Source organism: Sphingomonas sp. Leaf30, from assembly GCF_001422525.1.
In the GTDB taxonomy this organism is placed as follows: domain Bacteria; phylum Pseudomonadota; class Alphaproteobacteria; order Sphingomonadales; family Sphingomonadaceae; genus Sphingomonas; species Sphingomonas aerolata.
In genome coordinates this window covers 680,755-700,767 of record NZ_LMKZ01000018.1, presented here as the reverse complement: position 1 = coordinate 700,767, position 20,013 = coordinate 680,755, and the positions used below count along the sequence as shown (strand labels likewise).

Annotated in this window: 18 protein-coding genes; 10 read left to right on the top strand and 8 right to left on the bottom strand. The window is 68.3% G+C overall.

Annotated elements, in window-relative coordinates; genetic code table 11:
- Window positions 1-27: 27 nt before the first annotated feature.
- A complete protein-coding gene (gene hemW / locus ASE89_RS16930) occupies window positions 28-1,200 on the top strand; it encodes a radical SAM family heme chaperone HemW (protein ID WP_056680837.1) in 1,173 nt (390 codons plus the stop codon).
- Between the two features lie 48 nt (window positions 1,201-1,248).
- On the opposite strand, the gene ASE89_RS16925 is transcribed toward hemW, so the two are convergent.
- The gene (locus ASE89_RS16925) at window positions 1,249-2,463 is read right to left on the bottom strand and encodes a penicillin-binding protein activator (protein ID WP_056680053.1); all 1,215 of its coding nucleotides are present in this window, start codon (window positions 2,461-2,463) and stop codon (window positions 1,249-1,251) included.
- Window positions 2,464-2,473: 10 nt separating this feature from the next.
- Here ASE89_RS16925 and rsmI point away from each other — a divergent pair, with 10 nt between their 5' ends.
- The 4 genes from rsmI (at window position 2,474) to ASE89_RS16905 (ending at window position 5,418) form a co-directional block, all read left to right on the top strand.
- On the top strand, window positions 2,474-3,319 hold the full coding sequence (gene rsmI, locus ASE89_RS16920; protein ID WP_236701844.1) for a 16S rRNA (cytidine(1402)-2'-O)-methyltransferase: 846 nt from the start codon (window positions 2,474-2,476) through the stop codon (window positions 3,317-3,319).
- Window positions 3,316-3,714, top strand: coding sequence for a YraN family protein (locus ASE89_RS16915; RefSeq protein WP_052149316.1), 399 nt, complete (start codon window positions 3,316-3,318; stop codon window positions 3,712-3,714). The genes rsmI and ASE89_RS16915 overlap by 4 nt, the downstream gene beginning before the upstream one ends.
- A 64-nt stretch (window positions 3,715-3,778) precedes the next feature.
- Window positions 3,779-4,732: a glutathione synthase gene (gene gshB, locus ASE89_RS16910; RefSeq protein WP_056680047.1), complete on the top strand. Its 954-nt coding sequence runs from the start codon at window positions 3,779-3,781 to the stop codon at window positions 4,730-4,732.
- Window positions 4,733-4,818: 86 nt separating this feature from the next.
- The gene (locus ASE89_RS16905; protein WP_031441513.1) at window positions 4,819-5,418 is read left to right on the top strand and encodes a DedA family protein; all 600 of its coding nucleotides are present in this window, start codon (window positions 4,819-4,821) and stop codon (window positions 5,416-5,418) included.
- Between the two features lie 7 nt (window positions 5,419-5,425).
- Here the strand turns inward: ASE89_RS16905 and ASE89_RS16900 are convergent, their stop codons facing one another.
- The gene (locus tag ASE89_RS16900) at window positions 5,426-6,325 is read right to left on the bottom strand and encodes a tyrosine recombinase XerC (RefSeq protein ID WP_056680044.1); all 900 of its coding nucleotides are present in this window, start codon (window positions 6,323-6,325) and stop codon (window positions 5,426-5,428) included.
- 140 nt (window positions 6,326-6,465) lie between these two features.
- Between ASE89_RS16900 and ASE89_RS16895 the strand changes: the two genes are divergently transcribed.
- The 3 genes from ASE89_RS16895 to ASE89_RS16885 all read left to right on the top strand — a co-directional run bounded on the left by ASE89_RS16895 (window position 6,466) and on the right by ASE89_RS16885 (window position 11,261).
- Window positions 6,466-7,872 carry a sensor domain-containing diguanylate cyclase gene (locus ASE89_RS16895; protein ID WP_236701843.1) on the top strand — a complete coding sequence of 469 codons (1,407 nt, stop codon included), beginning with the start codon at window positions 6,466-6,468 and terminating at the stop codon, window positions 7,870-7,872.
- Between the two features lie 88 nt (window positions 7,873-7,960).
- The gene (locus tag ASE89_RS16890) at window positions 7,961-10,132 is read left to right on the top strand and encodes a primosomal protein N' (RefSeq protein ID WP_056680041.1); all 2,172 of its coding nucleotides are present in this window, start codon (window positions 7,961-7,963) and stop codon (window positions 10,130-10,132) included.
- Between the two features lie 46 nt (window positions 10,133-10,178).
- On the top strand, window positions 10,179-11,261 hold the full coding sequence (locus ASE89_RS16885) for an acyltransferase family protein (protein ID WP_056680038.1): 1,083 nt from the start codon (window positions 10,179-10,181) through the stop codon (window positions 11,259-11,261).
- A gap of 6 nt (window positions 11,262-11,267) precedes the next feature.
- Here ASE89_RS16885 and ASE89_RS16880 read toward each other — a convergent pair whose 3' ends face one another.
- From ASE89_RS16880 to ASE89_RS16860, 5 genes are all read right to left on the bottom strand, one after another.
- The gene (locus ASE89_RS16880) at window positions 11,268-11,522 is read right to left on the bottom strand and encodes an ATP synthase F1 subunit epsilon (RefSeq protein ID WP_056680035.1); all 255 of its coding nucleotides are present in this window, start codon (window positions 11,520-11,522) and stop codon (window positions 11,268-11,270) included.
- Window positions 11,523-11,656: 134 nt separating this feature from the next.
- Complete coding sequence (atpD, locus tag ASE89_RS16875) at window positions 11,657-13,129, bottom strand: F0F1 ATP synthase subunit beta (RefSeq protein WP_037530472.1); 1,473 nt, start codon at window positions 13,127-13,129, stop codon at window positions 11,657-11,659.
- A 17-nt stretch (window positions 13,130-13,146) separates the two neighbouring features.
- Window positions 13,147-14,040 (bottom strand): F0F1 ATP synthase subunit gamma, encoded by an 894-nt coding sequence (locus ASE89_RS16870; RefSeq protein WP_056680032.1) that lies wholly within the window; start codon window positions 14,038-14,040, stop codon window positions 13,147-13,149.
- A gap of 70 nt (window positions 14,041-14,110) precedes the next feature.
- Window positions 14,111-15,640 carry a F0F1 ATP synthase subunit alpha gene (gene atpA / locus ASE89_RS16865; protein WP_031394432.1) on the bottom strand — a complete coding sequence of 510 codons (1,530 nt, stop codon included), beginning with the start codon at window positions 15,638-15,640 and terminating at the stop codon, window positions 14,111-14,113.
- A gap of 2 nt (window positions 15,641-15,642) precedes the next feature.
- A complete protein-coding gene (locus ASE89_RS16860; RefSeq protein ID WP_056680028.1) occupies window positions 15,643-16,212 on the bottom strand; it encodes a F0F1 ATP synthase subunit delta in 570 nt (189 codons plus the stop codon).
- A 327-nt stretch (window positions 16,213-16,539) separates the two neighbouring features.
- Here ASE89_RS16860 and ASE89_RS16855 point away from each other — a divergent pair, with 327 nt between their 5' ends.
- Both ASE89_RS16855 and ada read left to right on the top strand, forming a co-directional pair.
- Complete coding sequence (locus tag ASE89_RS16855; RefSeq protein WP_056680025.1) at window positions 16,540-17,217, top strand: dienelactone hydrolase family protein; 678 nt, start codon at window positions 16,540-16,542, stop codon at window positions 17,215-17,217.
- A gap of 78 nt (window positions 17,218-17,295) precedes the next feature.
- Window positions 17,296-18,381 (top strand): bifunctional DNA-binding transcriptional regulator/O6-methylguanine-DNA methyltransferase Ada, encoded by a 1,086-nt coding sequence (gene ada, locus ASE89_RS16850; protein WP_056680022.1) that lies wholly within the window; start codon window positions 17,296-17,298, stop codon window positions 18,379-18,381.
- Between the two features lie 25 nt (window positions 18,382-18,406).
- Here ada and ASE89_RS16845 read toward each other — a convergent pair whose 3' ends face one another.
- Window positions 18,407-19,993, bottom strand: a complete 1,587-nt coding sequence (locus tag ASE89_RS16845; protein ID WP_236701842.1) for a tetratricopeptide repeat protein — start codon at window positions 19,991-19,993, stop codon at window positions 18,407-18,409.
- Window positions 19,994-20,013 lie beyond the last annotated feature (20 nt).

The window sequence follows — 20,013 nt, the reverse complement described above, 5'->3', positions numbered from 1 at the left end:
GCTCCGTGCGACCATATGCGCGAGATAATGCCCCCGATCGAAACGCCAAGCCCCGCCCCGCCGCCCTCGGGGGACCTCGCACTCTACGTCCATTGGCCGTTCTGCGTGTCGAAATGCCCCTATTGCGACTTCAACAGCCATGTCCGCGAGGGCGTCGACCAGGCGGCATGGCGCGCGGCGCTGCTCACCGACCTCGCGCACGAAGCGGCGGTGCTGCCGGGACGCAAGCTCCAGTCGATCTTCTTCGGCGGCGGCACCCCCTCGCTGATGCCGCCCGCGACCGTCGCCGCGATCCTCGACGCCGCCGAACGCGCCTGGGGCTTTGCCGAGGGGATCGAGATCACGCTCGAGGCCAATCCCTCCTCGGTCGAGGCCGCGCGCTTTGCCGACCTCGCGAGCGCAGGCGTCAACCGCGTGTCGCTGGGATTGCAGTCGCTCGACGATCAGGCGCTGAGATTCCTCGGCCGCGCGCATGACGTGAACGAGGGGCAGGCCGCGCTGGCGACCGCGCAGAGCGTCTTTCCGCGTGTGAGCTTTGACCTGATCTATGCGCTCCCCGGCCAGCGCCTCGCCGACTGGCGCGCCGAACTTGCGCGCGCGCTGAGCTTCGGGACCGAGCATCTGTCGCTCTATCAGCTCACCATCGAACCCGGTACGCGGTTCGCGACCGAAGCGCTGGCGGGCCGCATCGTCATCCCCGACGGCGATAGCGCAGCCGACCTGTTCGAGGCGACGCGCGCCGACACCGCCGCCGCCGGGCTCCCCGCCTATGAAACCTCGAACCACGCGCGACCGGGGTCGGAGAGCCGCCACAATCTCGCCTATTGGCGCTATCAGGATTATGCCGGGATCGGCCCCGGCGCGCATGGCCGCCGCGGTGGCCTGGCGACGGTGCGTCGCAAGAAGCCAGAAAACTGGCTCGCCGCGATCGAGCGCAACGGCCACGGCATGGAGGTCGAGGACCCGCTCACCCCCTCGACGCGCGCGACCGAGGCGCTGCTGATGGGACTGCGCCTGGCCGAGGGAGTCGATCTCGACCGGATCACGCGGCTCAACGCCGGCGTGGTGCCGGTAGATCTCGCCGCGGTCGCACGGCTCGAGGATCTCGGCCTCGTCGCCCGCTCACCCGGTCGGCTGCGCGTCACCGAAGCGGGGGCGCTGCTGCTCGACGCGATCCTGCCCGAGATCGTGACGGCGTAACCCTGCCGGCCTCTCCGCCTGGGCGGGAAGGCCGGTAGGGCTCGGACCTTACTTTCCGAAGCCGGTCGGCGCCGGCGACACCACGCTCGTCGTGCCGCCGCGGATTTCCTTCACCTCCAGCGCACGCTCGGCGACATTGTCGCGGCCGAAGCGGAACGCACCGTCGATGCCCGAAAACCCGTCGCCATCGCGCAGCCGCAACACGGGGAACGCGGTCCCCGGCTTCCAGTCGCGCGCGATCCGCACCGTCAGAAGCACCGAATCATAGCCGAGGCTCGACAGGCGGTACGGTCCGCTGCCGAAGCGTGCACGGTATTTGGCGGCATATTGCCGGTACAGCGTATCCGACACGCTCGCATACCAGGCGCCGTTCAATGCCGGCTTGGCGGCGACGCTCGATTCGGAATTCCACAGCTCGGTGCCGAGGATCCGGGTCGATGCGCCCGCGCCGCGCTTCACCAGCGCCGCCGCCGACGCCGCGGTCGAACCACTGTCGGCGATCAGCACGGCGTCATAGGGTGCCTTTGCGGCGAGCCGCGTGACCGCGCCCGACACACCACCGGCGGTCCGGCCATAGGTCTGCAGCGACACGACCTGGCCGCCCGCCCCCTCGACCGCGCGGAGGAATGCGGTCGAGGCACGCTCGCCATACAGCCCGTTCGGGACCAGCCCGGCAAAGTTCGACACGCCGCGCTCGCGCGCAAAATCGACGACGCGCGAAATCGACTGGGTTGGCACATAGCCCATCAGATAGGCGCCGTTGCCGGCCACCCCGAGATCGTTCGAGAAGCTCAGCACCGGCACGCCCGCCGCGCGCGCGATCGGCGCGACCGTCCGCACGTCCTCGGACAGCAGCGGCCCCAGGATCAGCTGCGCGCCTTCCGCGATCGCGCGCTGAGCCGCAGCCGCGGCACCCGTCGCTGTATCGTAATTGGTGATCCGCACGCGCTGGTTCTGCGTGTCGAGCAGCGCCATCATCGTCGCATTGGCGATCGACGTGCCGACGCCCGCATTGCTGCCGGACAGCGGCACGAGCAGCGCGACGCGATTGCGCTCGGCATCGCGCGGGATGCCGGTCTCGACCCCGATCGTGGGCGTGTCGGTAGGACGGGTGGTCGGGCGCTGCTGCGACGGCTCGACGGGACCGCGCGGGACGATCGTCTGGCACGCGCCCAGCAGGCAGGCCAGCGTGAGTGCGGCCGAGCGCCCAAACGCGCGCATCCGGTGCCGGGCCGATTGCCCTATCGTCGCTGCGTCTGCCATGACAATCCCCATGAACCCTGAAACTCCACTGAACCCCGGCCTTTACATCGTCGCGACGCCGATCGGCAATCTCGGTGATCTGTCGCCGCGTGCCGCCGATATCCTCGCGCGTGCCGATGTCGTCGCGGTCGAGGACAGCCGTGTCACCGCCGGTCTGCTCCGCCATGTCGGGACCAAGACGCCGATGGTCCCCTATCATGATCACAGCGCCGAGGGCGTCCGCCCGGCGCTGATCGCGCGGATGGCGACCGAGGCGGTGGCGCTGGTGTCCGACGCGGGCACGCCGCTGATTTCCGACCCCGGGTTCAAGCTGGTGCGCGACGCGCGCGCGGCGGGGCATCTCGTGGTGACGATCCCCGGCCCCTGCGCCGCGGTCGCCGCGCTCACGCTGGCGGGACTGCCGACCGACCGGTTCCTGTTCGTCGGCTTCCTGCCGTCCAAGGCGCATGCCCGGTCGGAGGCGATCGCCGAGATCGCCACGATCCGCGCGACGCTGGTGCTCTACGAATCGGGTCCGCGGCTCGGTGCCAGCCTTGCCGCGCTCGCCGAAGGACTCGGCGACCGTGAGGCGGCGGTCACGCGCGAGATCACCAAGCGGTTCGAGGAGGCGGTGACGGGCACGCTGACGACCCTCGCCACCCGCTACGCCGACGCCCCGCCGCGCGGCGAGATCGTCATCGTCATCGCGCCGCCCGGCGACGCCCCCCCGGCCAGCGCGGCGGATGCCGACACGGCGCTGGCCGATGCCCTCACCCGCCTCTCCACCGGCCAGGCCGCGAGCGAGGTTGCGAAGGCACTCGGGCTCGACCGCAAGACGCTCTACGCCCGCGCGCTCGAACTGAAGGCGAAGGGGTGACCCTCCCGGCCCCCCGCCCCTCCCGCAGGCGGACGGCGAGCACCGCCGATCGACAAGTCGCGGAAGCTGCGGGGCGGCGCGGGGAGCGGCTGGCCGGCTGGTGGCTGCGACTGAAGGGCTGGAGCATCCTCGACCGTCGCGTCCGGACGCCTGCGGGCGAGGTCGACATCGTCGCGCGCAAGGGGACGCTGGTCGCGTTCGTCGAGGTGAAGACGCGCGCGACCGCCGCCGAACTCGACTTCGCGATCGACGAGCGGCGGCTCGCGCGGGTCGCCGCGGCGGCAGAGTTTTTGATGCCGCGCTATGCCGGACCCGGCGACGATATCCGCGTCGACGTGATCCTGCTCGCCCCCGGCACACGCCCCCGCCATATCGAGAATGCATGGATCGGCTGAGCGGGTCGGGTGACTTGCGGCCCGCGCGCACCTACATGCGCTCGACCGCATAGAAGGAAGACGCATGAGCCTCACCGTCGCCGTCCAGATGGACCCGCTCGACAGCATCAATATCGCGGGCGATTCGACCTTCGCGCTGATGCTCTCCGCACAGGAGCGCGGGCATCGCCTGTTCCATTACGCGGCGGAGGATCTCAACTACCGCGACGGCCGGGTCTGGGCGAAGGCGCACCCTGTCACCGTGCAGCGCGTGACCGGCGATCACTTCAGCGTCGGGCAGCCGGTGGACCTCGATCTCGGCGACGAGGCCGACGTCGTGCTCATGCGGCAGGACCCGCCCTTCGATCTCGGCTACATCACCGCGACGCATCTGCTCGAGCGGATCGCCGGCAAGACGCTGGTCGTCAACGACCCCGCACAGGTCCGCAACGCACCCGAAAAGGTGTTCGTGCTCGACTATCCGCAGTTCATGCCGCCAACGCTCGTCACGCGCAGCCTCGACGAGGCGCGCGCCTTCCTGGCCGAACACGGCGCGATCGTGATCAAGCCGCTCCACGGCAATGGCGGCAAGGCGATCTTCAAGGTCGAATCGGACGGCGCCAACCTGTCCGCGCTGATCGAGGTGTTCAACATGACGTGGCGCGAGCCGCACATGGTCCAGGCGTTCCTTCCCGACGTGGCCAAGGGCGACAAGCGCATCGTGCTCGTCGACGGCGAAGTCGCCGGCGCGATCAACCGCCTGCCGGGCGAGGGCGAGATCCGCTCCAACCTCGCGGTCGGCGGCTCGGCGGAAAAGACCGAGCTGACGCCGACCGAGCGCGAGATCTGCGCGGTCCTCGGGCCTGAACTCAAGAAGCGCGGGCTGCTATTCGTCGGCATCGACGTGATCGGCGGCAAATGGCTGACCGAGATCAACGTGACCTCGCCCACCGGCATCGTCGCGATCGAACGGTTCGACGGCACCGACGTCTCCGCGATGATCTGGGACGCGATCGAGGCGAAGGTCGCGGCGCGGTAGGAAAACCACCATCCCGGCTCAGGCCGGGATGGTGCGACCGCACTGTCGAGGGAACACATGAGGCTCCCCGGAAGTATCGGTTAGCCATGACCGAATTCATCATCAACCTGATCGCCTGGGGCGGCTATTTCGGCATCTTCCTGCTGATGGCGCTCGAGAATATTGTGCCCCCCGTGCCGTCCGAGGTGATCATGGGGCTCGGCGGCATTGCCGTCGCGCGCGGCCATATGGCGGTCGTGCCGCTGATCGTCGCGGGCACGGTCGGATCGGTCGCGGGCAATTACTTCTGGTATTATATCGGCCGGAACATCGGCTACGAGCGCTTCCGCCCGTTCGTCGAGCGGCATGGCCGCTGGCTGACGATCGAATGGTCGGATATCGAGAAGGTCCACCGCTTCTTCGTGAAGCGCGGCGGCTGGGTGATCTTCGTCTTCCGCTTCATGCCGACCTTCCGGACGATCATCTCGCTCCCGGCCGGCATGACGTACATGCCGTTGTGGAAGTTCGTGATCTGGACCGCTGCGGGCAGCGCGATCTGGAACACCGTGCTCGCCTATGCCGGCATCCTGCTCGGCTCGCGGTTCCAGCAGCTCGACCGCTATGTCGGCCCTGTCTCGGTCGCGACGTTCGTCATCATCGCGCTGGCCTATGGCTGGCGCGTGCTGACATGGAAGCCGAAAGGCTGACCCTGCGCTACGCCCGCGGATGCGCGTTGCGGTACACGTCCATCAGATGCGCGGCGTCGACCTGCGTATAGATCTGCGTCGAACTGAGGCTCGCATGGCCGAGCAGCTCCTGCAGCGCGCGCAGGTCCGCCCCGCGTCCCAGCAGATGCGTCGCAAAACTGTGGCGCAGTGCGTGCGGCGTCGTCCGCTCGCCAAGCCCGAGCCGCCCGCGTGCCCCGCGGACCGCGCGGCGCACGATCGCGGGGGCGAGCGGGCCACCCTTCGCGCCCCGGAACAGCGGCTCCCCCGGCACCAGCGCCCAGGGGCACGTTGCGACATAGGCCTCGACCGCGGTCCGGACCTGCGGCAACAGCGGCACGATCCGCGTCTTGGCGCGCTTGCCGGTTACCGACAGCGTCTCGCCGAGCGGCAGGATCGCTGGCGTCAGCAGCAATGCCTCGCCGATTCGCAGCCCGGCACCGTACAGCAGCATCAGCACCGCCCAGTCGCGCGCGCCGATCCACGGCTCGGCAGCATCGTCGGCGACCTCCCCGGCCAGCGCCACCGCTTCGGCCGGCGAGATCGGCCGCGGCACGCCGCGCTGGACCCGCGGCCCCTTCAGCCGCGGCGGCTCGGCATCCGCATTCGCCCATGCGAGGAAACCGCGCACCGCGGACAGCTCGCGCGCCGCCGATGCATTCCCCAGCCCCTGCCCGCGCCGATAGGCCAGATAGGCGCGAAGATCCGCCGTGCTCGTCCGGCCCAGCGCCGCGCGGTCGACCGCCCCCGCCCAGTGCCCGACGAGGAACGCCGTCAACCGCTCGGCGACTGCGCGATAGGCGCGCACCGTGTGCACCGACCGCATCCGGTCCCGCGCCAGATGCGTCGCCCAGAGCATCGACGGGGTAAGCGTGTCGGGTGAGGTCATTCCGGCATGCTAGAGCGTTTGAACGACAAAGAAAATTAACTAACGCAGGCCTATTCGAAGACATGTCGCTCCCCGAGTCCACCCCTCGCGAAATGCCCGGATCACCATCGCGTTTTGCCTCGGCCGACGAGGAACGCCGGGTGGCGACGCTCAACGCGCTCGCGCTGCTCGATACCGAACCGGAGCGCGAATTCGACGCGCTCGTCGCGCTGGCGGCCGAAATGCTCGACTGCCCCAGCGCAATGATGACGCTGATCGATCGTGACCGCTTGTGGATCAAGGCGGCCAATGACGGCGAACGCGGCGAGATCGCGCGCGACGTGACCATGTGCAACGTCACCATCCAGGGATCGGCGCCGCTGGTCGTGGAGGACCTGTCGGGTGATTCGCGATTCGCTGCCAACCCCCTGGTTGCCGCATCCGACGGGGTGCGATTCTATGCCGGTGCCCCGATCCACGCGATCGCCGACGACGGACGACGTCACCCGATCGGCGCGCTGTGCGTGCTCGACACCCATCCGCGCAGCCTGAACGCAGCAGGGCGGAAAGCGCTTGTGCATCTCGCCACGCTTGCCGAGGCTGCGATCGCCGCGCGGACCGCGGCAATGCAGGCGCTGGCGATCGCGGTGACCGCGGATCGCCAGTCGTCCGTTCTCGCTCGCCAGGATCGCATCTTCCGCCAGGCGGAACGGATGGCGGCGATCGGATCGTGGCGGGTGCTGTGGCCCGACGGTCCGCTCGAATGGTCCGACGGCGTCTTCCGGATCCACGAGCTGCCGCTTGGCGCGCAACCCGACCCGTCGAAGGCGATCGATCACTATCCCCCCCATGCCCGCGAACAGATCGCGCAGGCGCTCACCGACGTCATCCGGACCGGTGTGCCGATCGATCTCGAACTCGATTTCACCACTGCACTGGGCAATCCACGACGCGTGCGCGTGCAGGGCGAGCTCGAACATGCGGCCCAGCGGAACGTGGACGGTCCCGTCGCGATCGTCGGCATCTTCCAGGACGTGACCGAGCGTCACGCGCTCGAACTCACGCTGCGACGCACGGCCGAAACCGATGCGCTCACCGGTCTCGCCAACCGGGCCGCCTTCGACCGGGCGCTCGACGCGGCCATCACGCGCGCGCGTACAGCGGCAACGCCGTTGCTGCTCGCGCTGGTCGATCTCGACGGGTTCAAGGCGATCAACGACACGCTCGGCCACAACGCGGGCGACGACGTGCTGCGCGGCGTCGGCCAGATCCTGCAGGCGCCATGGCTTCGCGGCAGCCTAGCCGCGCGGCTTGGCGGTGACGAATTCGCGGTGATCGTCGACGACCCCGCGCTGGTCGGTGCACCCGAAGAGATCGTCAGCCGCCTGCAGGAGGCGTTGCAGGTGCCGGTCTCGGTCGACGGCCTGGCGATGATCAGCGCGGGCACGGTCGGCATCGCCGCGCTCGAAGCCGATTGCCAGACGGTCCGCGATTTCGTCCACCGCGTCGACATCGTCCTCTACCGCGCCAAGCGCGAACGGATCGGCGAACGGCGCCGCGCCGCCTGATCGGGTTCAGCCCGATGGGCGCCGCGACAACGACCACACGCCGCTAAAAGGTTTCCGTCGAGTCGATCTGCCCCCATATGCATCGGCCATGTCGTCGCGCGCCCGTGTCCTGATCCTCAACGCCGCCCTTGGGCCGCTCGACTATCGCGTGCCCGCGGGCATGGACGTCGCGCCCGGCTCGATCGTCGTCGCGCCGCTCGGCCCGCGCCAGCTGCTCGGCGTGGTGTGGGAGGCGGAGCGGATGCCGTCCGATGCGGAGGTCGGCGACAACCGCCTGCGCAATCTGCTCGCGGTTGCGGACGTACCGCCGCTCGGTGCGCCGCTTCGCCGGCTGATCGAATGGACCGCCGATTATTATCTGGCGCCCCCCGCCTCGGTGCTGCGGATGTCGCTCGCCTCGACTTCCGCGCTCGAGGGCGCGCGCACCGCGACCGAATATCGCGCGACCGGCACGATCCCCCCGCGCCTGACGCCGCAACGCGAACAGGCGCTCGAACGGATCGGCGATCGCCAGGGCCTGATCCGTGAACTGGCGCAGCTCGCCGAGGTAAGCGACGCGGTCATTCGCGGCCTCGTCAAGGTCGGCGGGATCGAAGCGGTCGAGGTGGATATCGACAGCCCTTATCCTGTCCCCGACCCGCTGCATCACGTTCCCACGCTGTCGCCCGATCAGCGCGCGGCGGCGGACTCGCTCGTCAAAGGCGTCGCCGACCACATCTTCACGCCGACTTTGCTCGACGGCGTGACCGGTTCAGGCAAGACCGAGGTCTATTTCGAGGCGGTCGCGCAGGCGATCCGCGACGGCCGCCAGACTCTGGTGCTGCTGCCCGAGATCGCATTGACCGAGCCCTTCCTCAAGCGCTTCCACGACCGGTTCGGCTGCGAGCCGATCGCGTGGCATTCGGGGCTGCGGTCGACCCAGCGAAGGCGCGCGTGGCGTGCGATCGCGAGCGGGGAAGCGCTGGTGACGGTCGGCGCACGATCCGCGCTGTTCCTGCCCTATCGCGATCTTGGCCTGATCGTCGTCGACGAGGCGCACGAGACCAGCTTCAAGCAGGAAGAGGGTGTGCATTATCATGCGCGCGACGTCGCGGTGATGCGCGGCAAGTTCGAGGGGTGCCCGGTCATCCTCGCCTCCGCCACCCCCGCGATCGAGACCCGCCAGCAGGTCGCGACCGGCCGCTATGCCGAACTGAAGCTGCCCGGCCGGTTCGGCGTGGCGGAGATGCCGACGATCGAACCGATCGACCTGATCAAGGAGCCGCCCGAGCGCGGTCGCTGGCTCGCCCCGCGACTGGTCCAGGCGATGCAGGCGACGCTGGAGAAGCGCGAACAGGCGCTGCTGTTCCTCAACCGCCGCGGCTATGCGCCGCTGACGCTGTGCCGCACCTGCGGGCACCGGTTCCAGTGCCCGAACTGCACCGCATGGATGGTCGAGCACCGGCTGACGCGGCGGCTTGCCTGCCATCATTGCGGCCATGCCGAGCCGACGCCGCGCGTCTGTCCCGAATGCCAGGGCGAGGATACGCTCGTCGCCTGCGGTCCCGGCGTCGAGCGGATCGCGGACGAGGTCGCCGCGCTGTTTCCCGAGGCGAAGACCGCGGTCGTCACCTCCGACACGATCTGGTCCCCCGCCAAGGCGGCGGAATTCGTCGACCGGATGGAGGCGGGCGATATCGACATCGTCGTCGGCACGCAGCTGGTGACCAAGGGCTATCACTTCCCCAATCTGACGCTGGTCGGCGTCGTCGATGCGGATCTGGGGCTCGACGGCGGCGACCTGCGCGCGGCCGAGCGCACTTTCCAGCAGATTCGCCAGGTGTCGGGGCGTGCCGGGCGCGGCGAGAAGCCCGGCCATGTCTTCATCCAGACGCACAGCCCCGCCGCGCAGGTGATGCAGGCGCTGATCACCGGCGACGCCGACGCCTTTTATGCGGCGGAAACCGAGGCGCGCAAGGATGCGGGCGCGCCGCCCTTTGGCCGTTATGCCGCGATCGTCGTCTCGTCCGAGGATCAGCGTTGCGCGCACGACACCGCCAATCTCGTCGGGCGAAGCGCGCCGCAGGTCGAGGGGATGCATGTCTATGGCCCCGCGCCCGCGCCGCTCGCGATGCTGCGCGGCCGGCACCGCTACCGCCTGCTCGTCCACGCGAAGCGCGCGCTCGACGTGCAGGACGTCATCCGTGCATGGCTCGGCACGCTCGACTGGCCGTCCAAGGTACGCGTCACCGTCGACGTCGATCCCTATAATTTTCTCTGATACGACAGCAACCGACGCTTAACCGCTAGCACGCTATCCAGGGTGGATGTCGGCGCAGCGTGTCACCCCGGTCCAATGGCTGCGCGCGCTCGCTGCAACGATCGTCGTTGCCGCGCATGCAGCGAACCTGGTCGAAGCGGGTCCGGTCCGGATCACCGGCGCGTTCATCCCGTCGGTGCCCAATCTCGCGGTGGTCGGCATCAGCGGCGTCGATCTCTTCTTCGTCATCAGCGGCTTCGTGATGGCGCAGTCGCTCGCGACCGCACCACGCGATCCCTGGGGCTTTCTCGTCCAGCGCTGGCGCCGCATCGTCCCGCTCTTCGCGCTCGCCAGCATCGCCTATATCCTCGTCGCGACCGAGCCGCAGCCGGTCGAGGCGATGCTGATGTCGATCACCGTCCTCCCGCTGCTCGATGGCGCCGACTATCATCAGCCTTCGCTCTATGTCGGCTGGACGCTGGGGTTCGAATTCGCCTTCTACGCGCTCGTCGCGCTCGCGATGACTGCCCGCCATCACAGGATCCGGTGGCTGCTGGTCGCGACGCTGGCCGTTGCGCTGATCGGCTGCATCGTTCAGCCCGGCTGGGCGCCGGCGCGGCTGCTCTTCAACCCGATGCAGCTGGAATTCGCGTTTGGCCTGCTTGTCTGGATCGCCTGGCGACGGGGCATCACCGCACCCGTCGCGGCGATGGCCACGGTTCTGGGGATCGCGCTGCTCGCCATCGGCATCGCCGTCGGGCTGGGTCCCGCGGTCTCGGGCGATGTCCAGGCGGCGGTCGCCGGCATCTCCGGTCTCGCCCGCAGCTGGACCTGGGGGCTGCCTTGGGCACTCGTCCTGCTCGGGGTGATCGACACGCCGGGTGGCGGCCGGTTCGACCGGATCGTCGCGCGGATCGGCGACGCCTCCTATTCGACCTATCTCGTCCACCCCTGCCTGATCGCCCTGCTGTGGCGCATCGGCGGGGTCCTGCCGGACTGCCCGGCGGGTGTCTTCGTCGCGCTCTTCGTGATGCTGTCGACGGTCGCGGGGCTCATCGTCCACCGCTGGATCGAACGGCCGCTGCTGCAGGTGCTAGCCCGGCAGCGCAAGGCGGCGGCGCCCGTCGCTACCGACGCGGCGCTCGCCTGAGGCTGTTTACTCGCCCGCCTGCTCGGCGAGGATGGTCAGGCCCGTGGCGTTGACCTCGGCGAAACCACCGCGGATCGCGATCGTCTCGGGCGTGCCGTTCTGCGTCCGATGCACCTGTACGCTCCCGTCACGGACGGTCGACATGAACGGCGCATGGCCTTCCAGCACGCCGAAGTCGCCTTCGGTGCCGGGGACGACGACCATATAGACCTCCTCCGACCGGACGAGCTTTTCTGGCGTGACGAGTTCGAAATGCAGCATGTCTATCTTCTCACTCCCCTCCCGCATGCGGGAGGGGCCGGGGGTGGGCTCGCGCTATCGGCCTCGCGCGACGTGGAGAGCGGGTGCCCACCCCCCAGCCCCCTCCCGCTTGCGGGAGGGGGAGTCAGGTTGGCTTACGCCTCCGCAGCCATCTTCTCGGCCTTGGCGACCGCTTCGTCGATGCCGCCGACCATGTAGAAGGCGCTCTCGGGCAGGTGATCATATTCGCCCTCGACGACCGCCTTGAACGAGCGGACGGTGTCCTCGAGCTGCACGAACTTGCCGCTGATGCCGGTGAAGACCTCCGCGACGTGGAACGGCTGGCTCAGGAACTTCTGGATCTTGCGCGCACGCTGCACGGTGAGCTTATCTTCTTCCGAAAGCTCGTCCATGCCGAGAATGGCGATGATGTCCTGCAGCGACTTGTACTTCTGCAGCGTCGACTGGACCGCACGCGCGGTGTCGTAATGCTCCTGGCCGACGACGCGCGGCTCGAGCAGACGCGACGTCGAGTCGAGCGGATCGACTGCCGGATAGATGCCCAGCTCCGAGATCGCACGGTTGAGGTTGGTCGTCGCATCGAGATGCGCGAACGACGTCGCCGGCGCCGGATCGGTAAGATCGTCCGCGGGAACGTACACGGCCTGCACCGAGGTGATCGACCCCTTGTTGGTCGAGGTGATGCGCTCCTGCAGCGCGCCCATGTCGGTCGACAGCGTCGGCTGATAGCCCACGGCCGACGGAATGCGGCCGAGCAGTGCCGACACCTCTGCGCCCGCCTGCGTGAAGCGGAAGATGTTGTCGACGAAGAACAGCACGTCCTGGCCTTCGACGTCGCGGAAATATTCGGCGATCGTCAGACCCGACAGAGCCACACGAGCACGTGCGCCCGGCGGCTCGTTCATCTGGCCGAATACGAGCGCGACCTTCGAGCCTTCCGACTGCGGATTGCCGTCCGCATCCTTGGCGATGACGCCCGCGTCGAGGAACTCGTGATACAGATCGTTACCCTCGCGGGTACGCTCGCCGACGCCGGCGAACACCGAGGTGCCGCCGTGACCCTTGGCGATGTTGTTGATCAGTTCCTGGATCAGCACGGTCTTGCCGACGCCGGCGCCGCCGAACAGGCCGATCTTGCCGCCCTTTGCATAGGGTGCGAGCAGATCGATGACCTTGATGCCGGTGACCAGGATCGCGCTCTCGGTCGACTGGTCGACGAACAGCGGTGCCGATGCGTGGATCGGGGCGGTCTGCTCTGCGCCGACGGGGCCGCGCTCGTCGATCGGCTCGCCGATGACGTTGAGGATGCGGCCGAGCGTCTTCGGGCCGACGGGCACGCGGATCTGCGAGCCGGTGTCGGTGACGGTCTGGCCGCGGGTCAGACCCTCGGTCGCGTCCATCGCGATCGTGCGGACGGTGTTCTCGCCGAGATGCTGCGCGACTTCCAGGACGAGCCGGTTGCCGTTGTTATCGGTTTCGAGCGCCGACAGAATCGCGGGCAGGTTGTCGGGGAAATGCACGTCGACGACCGCGCCGATCACCTGCGAGATGCGACCCGTGTTGTTCGTTGCCGCCACTGGGGCGATGGTCTCTGGGGCGGTTGCCATTATCTGCTTCCTTGGGCTTACTTGAGCGCTTCGGCGCCCGAGATGATTTCGACCAGCTCGGTCGTGATCGCGGCTTGGCGTGTACGGTTATACTGGATCGAGAGGCGCGTGATCATGTCGCCCGCGTTGCGCGTGGCGTTGTCCATCGCGTTCATGCGGCTGCCCTGCTCCGACGCTGCGTTTTCGAGCAGCGCGCGGAAGATCTGGATCGCGACGTTGCGCGGCAGCAGATCGGCCAGGATCGCTTCCTCGTCGGGCTCATACTCGACCACGGCTTCCGCAGGTGCGTTGGGTTTTGCCTCTGCGCCGGGGATTGTCGAGAGCGGCACGGGAACGATCTGGATGCCGGTCGGCACCTGCACGAGCGCCGAGACGAACTTGGCGTAGAACAGATGCGCGACATCGAACTGACCCTCGCCGAAGCGCTTGATCAGGTCTTCGGAGATCGCCTGCGCGTCGCTGAACGCGAGCTTCTTGATTCCGCCCATCTCGTGATCGGCGAGAATGTCGTTCGGGAAGAAGCGCTTGATCACACGCCCCTTCTTGCCGGCAACATAGAATTTCACGGTCTTGCCGGCCGCGATCAGCTCCTCGGCGTTGCGGCGTGCCGCACGGACGATGTTGGTGTTGAACGCACCGGCCAGACCACGCTCCGACGTCGCAATGACGATCAGATGGACCTGGTCCTTGCCGGTCCCGGCCAGCAGCGGCGATGCGCCCGGCGCGATGCCGACGCGCCCGGCAAGGCTCGCCATCACCGCTTCGAGCCGCTCGGCATAGGGCCGGCCGGCAACCGCCGCGTCCTGCGCACGGCGCAATTTCGCAGCGGCGACCATCTTCATCGCCTTGGTGATCTTCTGTGTCGACTTCACCGAGCCGATACGGATCTTGAGTGCCTTGAGGCTCGCCATCTACGTCCCTTTGTTCCCCCGCGAAGGCGGAGGCCCAGCCTGCCCCCGCGTCAGCGGGGGCATGTTCTACTTATGCAAACGTCTTGGCGAACGCCTCGAGCGCTGCCTTCAGCTTGTCCTTCGCCTCGTTACCCAGATCGCGGGTATCGCGGATCAGCTTGAGCACATCGGCGTGGTTCGCGCGCATGTCGGCCAACAGTGCCTGCTCGTAGCGGGTCACGTCGGCGACGGGCACCTTGTCGAGGAAACCGCTGGTGCCGGCGAAGATCGACACGGTCTGCTCTTCGAACGGCAGCGGCGAGAACTGCGCCTGCTTGAGCAGCTCGGTCAGACGCGCACCGCGGTTGAGCAGCTTCTGCGTCGACGCATCGAGATCCGACCCGAACTGCGCGAACGCCGCCATCTCGCGGTACTGCGCCAGCTCGAGCTTGATCGAGCCCGACACCTTCTTCATCGCCTTGGTCTGTGCGGCCGAGCCGACGCGGCTGACCGAGAGACCGACGTTGATCGCCGGGCGCACGCCCGAGAAGAACAGGTCGGTTTCGAGGAAGATCTGGCCGTCGGTGATCGAAATCACGTTGGTCGGGATGTACGCCGAAACGTCGCCCGCCTGGGTCTCGATGATCGGCAGCGCGGTCAGCGAGCCGCCGCCATTCGCGTCCGACATCTTGGCCGCACGCTCGAGCAGACGGCTGTGGAGATAGAACACGTCGCCGGGATAGGCTTCACGGCCCGGCGGACGACGCAGAAGCAGCGACATCTGGCGGTAGGCGACGGCCTGCTTCGACAGATCGTCGTAGCAGATGAGTGCGTGCATGCCGCGATCGCGGAAATACTCGCCCATCGCGACGCCGGTATAGGGCGCGAGATACTGGAGCGGTGCGGGGTCCGACGCGGTGGCTGCGACGACGATGGAATATTCCATCGCGCCATTCTCTTCGAGCGTCTTGACGAGCTGCGCGACCGTCGAGCGCTTCTGGCCGATCGCGACATAGACGCAATACAGCTTCTTCGACTCGTCGTCGCCCGCGTTCGCGGTCTTCTGGTTGATGAACGCGTCGATCGCGACGGCCGACTTGCCGGTCTGGCGATCGCCGATGATCAGCTCGCGCTGGCCCCGGCCGACGGGAACGAGTGCGTCGATCGCCTTGAGACCGGTCTGGACCGGCTCGCTGACCGACTGGCGCGGAATGATGCCCGGTGCCTTGACCTCGACGCGGCTGCGCTCGGTCGTGTGGATCGGGCCCTTGCCGTCGATCGGGTTGCCGAGACCATCGACCACGCGGCCGAGCAGCTCCTTGCCGATCGGCACGTCGACGATCGTGCCGGTGCGCTTGACGATGTCGCCTTCCTTGATCTCCGAGTCAGACCCGAAGATCACGACGCCGACATTGTCGGCCTCGAGGTTGAGCGCCATGCCCTGCACGCCGTTCGAGAATTCGACCATCTCGCCGGCCTGGACGTTGTCGAGGCCGAAGATGCGCGCGATGCCGTCGCCGACGCTCAGCACCTGGCCGGTCTCGCTGACCTGGGCCTCGGTGCCGAAATTGGCGATCTGATCCTTGATGATCTTCGAGATTTCTGCGGCGCGGATATCCATGGTCAGCCTTTCATCGCCTGCGCGAGCGTGTTCAAACGGGTGCGGATCGACGAATCGATCATCTGGCTGCCGACGCGGACGACGAGTCCGCCCAGCAGCGATGGGTCGACGTTGAGGTCGACGGAAACTTCACGGCCGACCCGCTGGCGGAGCTGATGCTTCAGCTCGATCACCTGCTCTTCGGACAGCGGATGCGCAGAGGTCACTTCGGCTGCGATCTCGCCGCGATGCTGCGCGGCAAGCGTGCGATACGCCTTGATGATCTTGGCGAGCGCGCCGAGCCGGTGGTTCTCGGCCAGCACGCCCAGGAAATTCTTCGTGGTCGCATCGACGCCAAGTTCGTCGGCGACGGCGGAGATCGCCTTCACCGCCGTGCCGCGCGATACCATCGGGCTCGTCGTGAGGTCGCGGAGCGTGTCGGACTGCGCCAGCGCGTCGCGCACGGTCGACAGGCTCTGCTCGACCGCGTCGATCGTCTTGGCGTCACGCGCCAGTTCGAACAGAGCGAGCGCATAACGCCCACCTAAGCTCGCCTGGATAGCGCCGCCGCCGTTACCGGGAAGTGTCTCCACGGACCTGTCAATCCTCGTCTGAAACCGAATGTCGCCGTCCCACAAGGGAAGAGGGCGCGAAAGCACCTCTACCGGGACGCGGCGCGGGTAGCATCGGGTTCCACCATTGGCAAGCCGGGCGGGCGGAGGAGACGACTGGTTTGTGACTGTTTTGTCATCGGCAGATGGTTGGAGGGCCCCACCTCGCCCTCATCGTCATACCCGCGCAGGCAGGGATCCATATCCTCCGGACCCAGCGCATTCATCGCAGGGCCTTCCACTATGGGTTCCCGCCTCCGCGGGAATGACGATAATGGTCGGAACAGGATCACATGACAAGGAATCGGAATGACCGGCACGATGGAAACGATGACCATGTCCGACGGCGCGACGATCGCGGTCTATCATGCGCAGCCGACAGGAGACCGTCGCGGCGGCCTCGTCCTCGTGCAGGAGATCTTCGGCGTCACCGACCATATCCGCGATCTGTGCGACGACTATGCGGCCGATGGCTATGAAGTGCTGGCACCCGCCCTGTTCGACCGGGAGCATCCAGGCTTCGAGGCGGACTATTCGGGTGACGGCCTCGCCCGCGGGATCGAGCTTGCGCGGCAGCTCCATCCGTTCGAACTGTCGCTGACCGACGTCCAGACCTGCATCGACTCGCTCGCCCCCGCCGGGCCGGTGTTCGTCGTCGGCTATTGCTATGGGGGATCGGTCGCGTGGTTCGCGGCCACCCGCCTCACCGGCGTGGCCGCCGCGAGCGGCTATTATGGCAGCATGATCCCGGCGGCGGCGGACGAAGAGCCCAAGGTCCCCGTCATCCTCCATTTCGGTCGCCATGATCACGGCATCCCGATGGAGGGCGTCGAGCAGGTGATCGCCAGGGACTGGCCGACCGCGACGGTCCATGTCTACGAGGCGGGCCACGGCTTCAACTCGGATCGCCGCAAGGATTATCACGAGCCGAGCGCCGATCTGGCAAAGGCGCTCACGCTTGCGCTGTTCCACGCGAATGGCGGCTGAAAAGCGCGGGCATCTGCTCCCCGGTTTGACCGCAAGCCGCGGGATGCAGCGCCCCGACCGACGCGCTACACCTTGGCCATGACGCACATCGCCCCAGATCCGGACACCGCCTGGACCGCCTTTGCCAACCGGGACCGGGCGTGGGACGGTCGGTTCATCGTCGCGGTGAAGACGACCGGCATCTATTGCAAGCCGAGTTGTCCGGCCCGCCATCCCAGACGCGAGAATGTCGTCTTCCATGATGACCCGGCCAGCGCCCGGGCGGCCGGGTTCCGGGCCTGCCTTCGCTGTACCCCGGACTCCGTGGGCCGCGACCGGATCGCGGTCGCCGCCGCCGTCGCGCTGCTCGAAGCCACGGACGACCGCCTTTCGCTCGACCAGCTCGCGGCGCAGGCGGGCTATGCGCCGCATCATTTCCACCGGCTGTTCAAGCGCGCGACCGGGGTCACGCCGGCCGCCTATGCCCGCGGCCTGCGCAGCGCACGCGCCGCCGACGCGCTGACCCGGGAGGCGCACGTCGCCGCCGCGATCTACGATGCGGGCTATGCCGCACCGAGTCGCTTCTATGCCGGCGCCGCGTCGCGCATGGGGATGCCGCCGAGCGTCTGGGCGCGCGGCGGCGACGGGGTCCGGATCCGCTGGACGGTCGTCGCGACCAGTCTCGGGCCGCTACTGATCGCCGCGACCGATACGGGGCTGTGCCGCGTGGCGTTCGACGAGGACGCGGCAGCCCTCGTCGCGCGCTTCCCCCGGGCGATCGTCACGCCCGGCGATACGGCACTCGCCGAGCTCGCCGCGCGCGTTGTCGCCACCGTCGAATCACCCGACCGCCAGCACGACCTCCCGCTCGACGTCCGCGGCACCGCGTTCCAGGAGGCGGTCTGGCAGGCGCTTGCCCGCATCCCCGCGGGCGAAACGCGCACCTATACGCAACTCGCCGCTGCCGCCGGCACCCCGGCCGCGGTTCGCGCCGTGGGCAGCGCGTGCGGCGCCAATCCGATCGCCATCCTCATCCCCTGCCACCGCGCGCTTCGCACCGACGGGACACTTGGCGGCTATGCCTATGGCCTCGATCGCAAACGTGCGCTGCTGGCGAAAGAGGCTCCGCGCGAACCCGCCATGTCGCCAGCACATTCAGGCGATCCTCAAACGTCGACATCGTGACGACGGTGGGGTTGGCGCCCTCCCGCTAATTCGCCGGTGTCGGCCCAGACGGCGTTGCCGCCACCGTCTCCCCCCGTGCCTTCGCAAGCGCGAGCATCGCCGCGGGCCCCGTCACGCCGGTATCGAGGATCGCGATCAGCCGCGCCGCCGGGTTGTCTGCCGACTGGTGCGGGTCATAGGCGAGCGGGCGCAGTGCGCGTCGGGCAGCATCGGTCTGACCATCCAGGATCGCCTGCGCCGCGACCTTGAAGCGCAGCGCCGGGTCCTGCGGCACCAGCTCGAGCGCGCGACCGATCCCCAGGATCGCAGCCGCGCTAGGAGCCTCGCCTGCCGCGGCGAAGCTGTCATAATAGAGCGACAGCGCCTCGGCATCGTCCGGCGCCTGGCGATTGGCCGTGACGATCCAGCGCCGTGCCGCACTCCATGCTGAAGCATCGCGCGGTGTCGCCGCAGCGGCGCGCCGCATCATCACCTGCGCCTTATACAGCATCGCCTGCCGGGACGTCGGATCGGCGGCGAGCGCGCGGTCGGCAGCACCCAGCGCCACATCGTCCTGCCCCGCATCATACGCCATCTCCGCCAGCCAGCCCTGCGCGAGCGCATCGTCGGGATAGGCCGCCGCGATCCGGGCGGCGCGCGCAAAGATCGGTGCGGCGGTGGCACGATTGACGCCGCGCTCCGACTGCATCCGCAGCTCGACCATCGCCGCGGCGCCCGGCGGCAACGGCGTCACGGCCACAGGCGCGACGGGCAGCTTATCGTACGCGATCCGCAGCCCCGGGATGCGCGACTGGCGAAGATACGCATCGAGCGCCTTGTCGAGCGCGCGCAGGTCGCCGAACGCCGCGGTGGCCGCGGTTACGCTCGGCGTTCCCGCGTTCAGCGCGGTCAGATACTGCTGGAGCTGCCGGCCGCGCGCCGCGTCGAACATCAGGTAGTGCGTCAGCAGCCATCCGCGCCCGTACATCACCCCGCGCTGCTCGTCGGTCAGCTGCTGCCCGGTCGCGAACAAAGTCGCCGCGGGCACCGGCTTCGCCGCGAGCAGGCTGTACGCCCGGTGCTGCGCCGCGCCGCCGAGCTGGACATACTCCTTCTCGAACGCGGCGGTCGAGACGAACTCGGCATAGCCCTCGGAGAACCATGCCGGATAGGCGGCGGCGTAATTGCCCAGCAGGAAGTGATGCGCATATTCGTGGAACAGGACGATCTGCGGAATTCCGCCGCCGCGCGTCGAACGGCTGCCGTCCCCGCCCTCGTCGATCCGCGGGGTGAAGGCGACCGACCCGCTCGCGCGCGGCAGGTAGAATCCGGCGATGCCGCGATCGCCCGACAATCGGCGGATCGCCGCGACGTCGTTCGCGACATAGACGGTGACGCGGTTCGCGCCCTTCGCGTCGGTGCCCTCCGGCGTACGATGGAGATGGCGGATCGCCCCGTCGAACTGCTCGAGCCGCGTCGCCATCGTCGTGAGCGCGGCGGGCGACATGTCGGCATAGATCTCGAAATGATCGGAGGTCGCGTGCGCCCATTTCGCCGCTGCCGGCGTCCAGGCCGCGACCAGTCCCGCCATGATCGTGACGCTCCACGCCACCCCATGCCTAACTCTGTGCATTACCCGCATCGCCATCCCCC

Coding starts and splice junctions, on each gene's coding strand:
- hemW (WP_056680837.1), top strand. CDS start 28: ATGCCCCCGATCGAAACGCCAAGCCCCGCCCCGCCGCCCTCGGGGGAC.
- ASE89_RS16925 (WP_056680053.1), bottom strand. CDS start 2,463: ATGGCAGACGCAGCGACGATAGGGCAATCGGCCCGGCACCGGATGCGC.
- rsmI (WP_236701844.1), top strand. CDS start 2,474: ATGAACCCTGAAACTCCACTGAACCCCGGCCTTTACATCGTCGCGACG.
- gshB (WP_056680047.1), top strand. CDS start 3,779: ATGAGCCTCACCGTCGCCGTCCAGATGGACCCGCTCGACAGCATCAAT.
- ASE89_RS16905 (WP_031441513.1), top strand. CDS start 4,819: ATGACCGAATTCATCATCAACCTGATCGCCTGGGGCGGCTATTTCGGC.
- ASE89_RS16900 (WP_056680044.1), bottom strand. CDS start 6,325: ATGACCTCACCCGACACGCTTACCCCGTCGATGCTCTGGGCGACGCAT.
- ASE89_RS16890 (WP_056680041.1), top strand. CDS start 7,961: ATGTCGTCGCGCGCCCGTGTCCTGATCCTCAACGCCGCCCTTGGGCCG.
- ASE89_RS16885 (WP_056680038.1), top strand. CDS start 10,179: ATGTCGGCGCAGCGTGTCACCCCGGTCCAATGGCTGCGCGCGCTCGCT.
- ASE89_RS16880 (WP_056680035.1), bottom strand. CDS start 11,522: ATGCTGCATTTCGAACTCGTCACGCCAGAAAAGCTCGTCCGGTCGGAG.
- atpD (WP_037530472.1), bottom strand. CDS start 13,129: ATGGCAACCGCCCCAGAGACCATCGCCCCAGTGGCGGCAACGAACAAC.
- ASE89_RS16870 (WP_056680032.1), bottom strand. CDS start 14,040: ATGGCGAGCCTCAAGGCACTCAAGATCCGTATCGGCTCGGTGAAGTCG.
- atpA (WP_031394432.1), bottom strand. CDS start 15,640: ATGGATATCCGCGCCGCAGAAATCTCGAAGATCATCAAGGATCAGATC.
- ASE89_RS16855 (WP_056680025.1), top strand. CDS start 16,540: ATGACCGGCACGATGGAAACGATGACCATGTCCGACGGCGCGACGATC.
- ada (WP_056680022.1), top strand. CDS start 17,296: ATGACGCACATCGCCCCAGATCCGGACACCGCCTGGACCGCCTTTGCC.
- ASE89_RS16845 (WP_236701842.1), bottom strand. CDS start 19,993: ATGCACAGAGTTAGGCATGGGGTGGCGTGGAGCGTCACGATCATGGCG.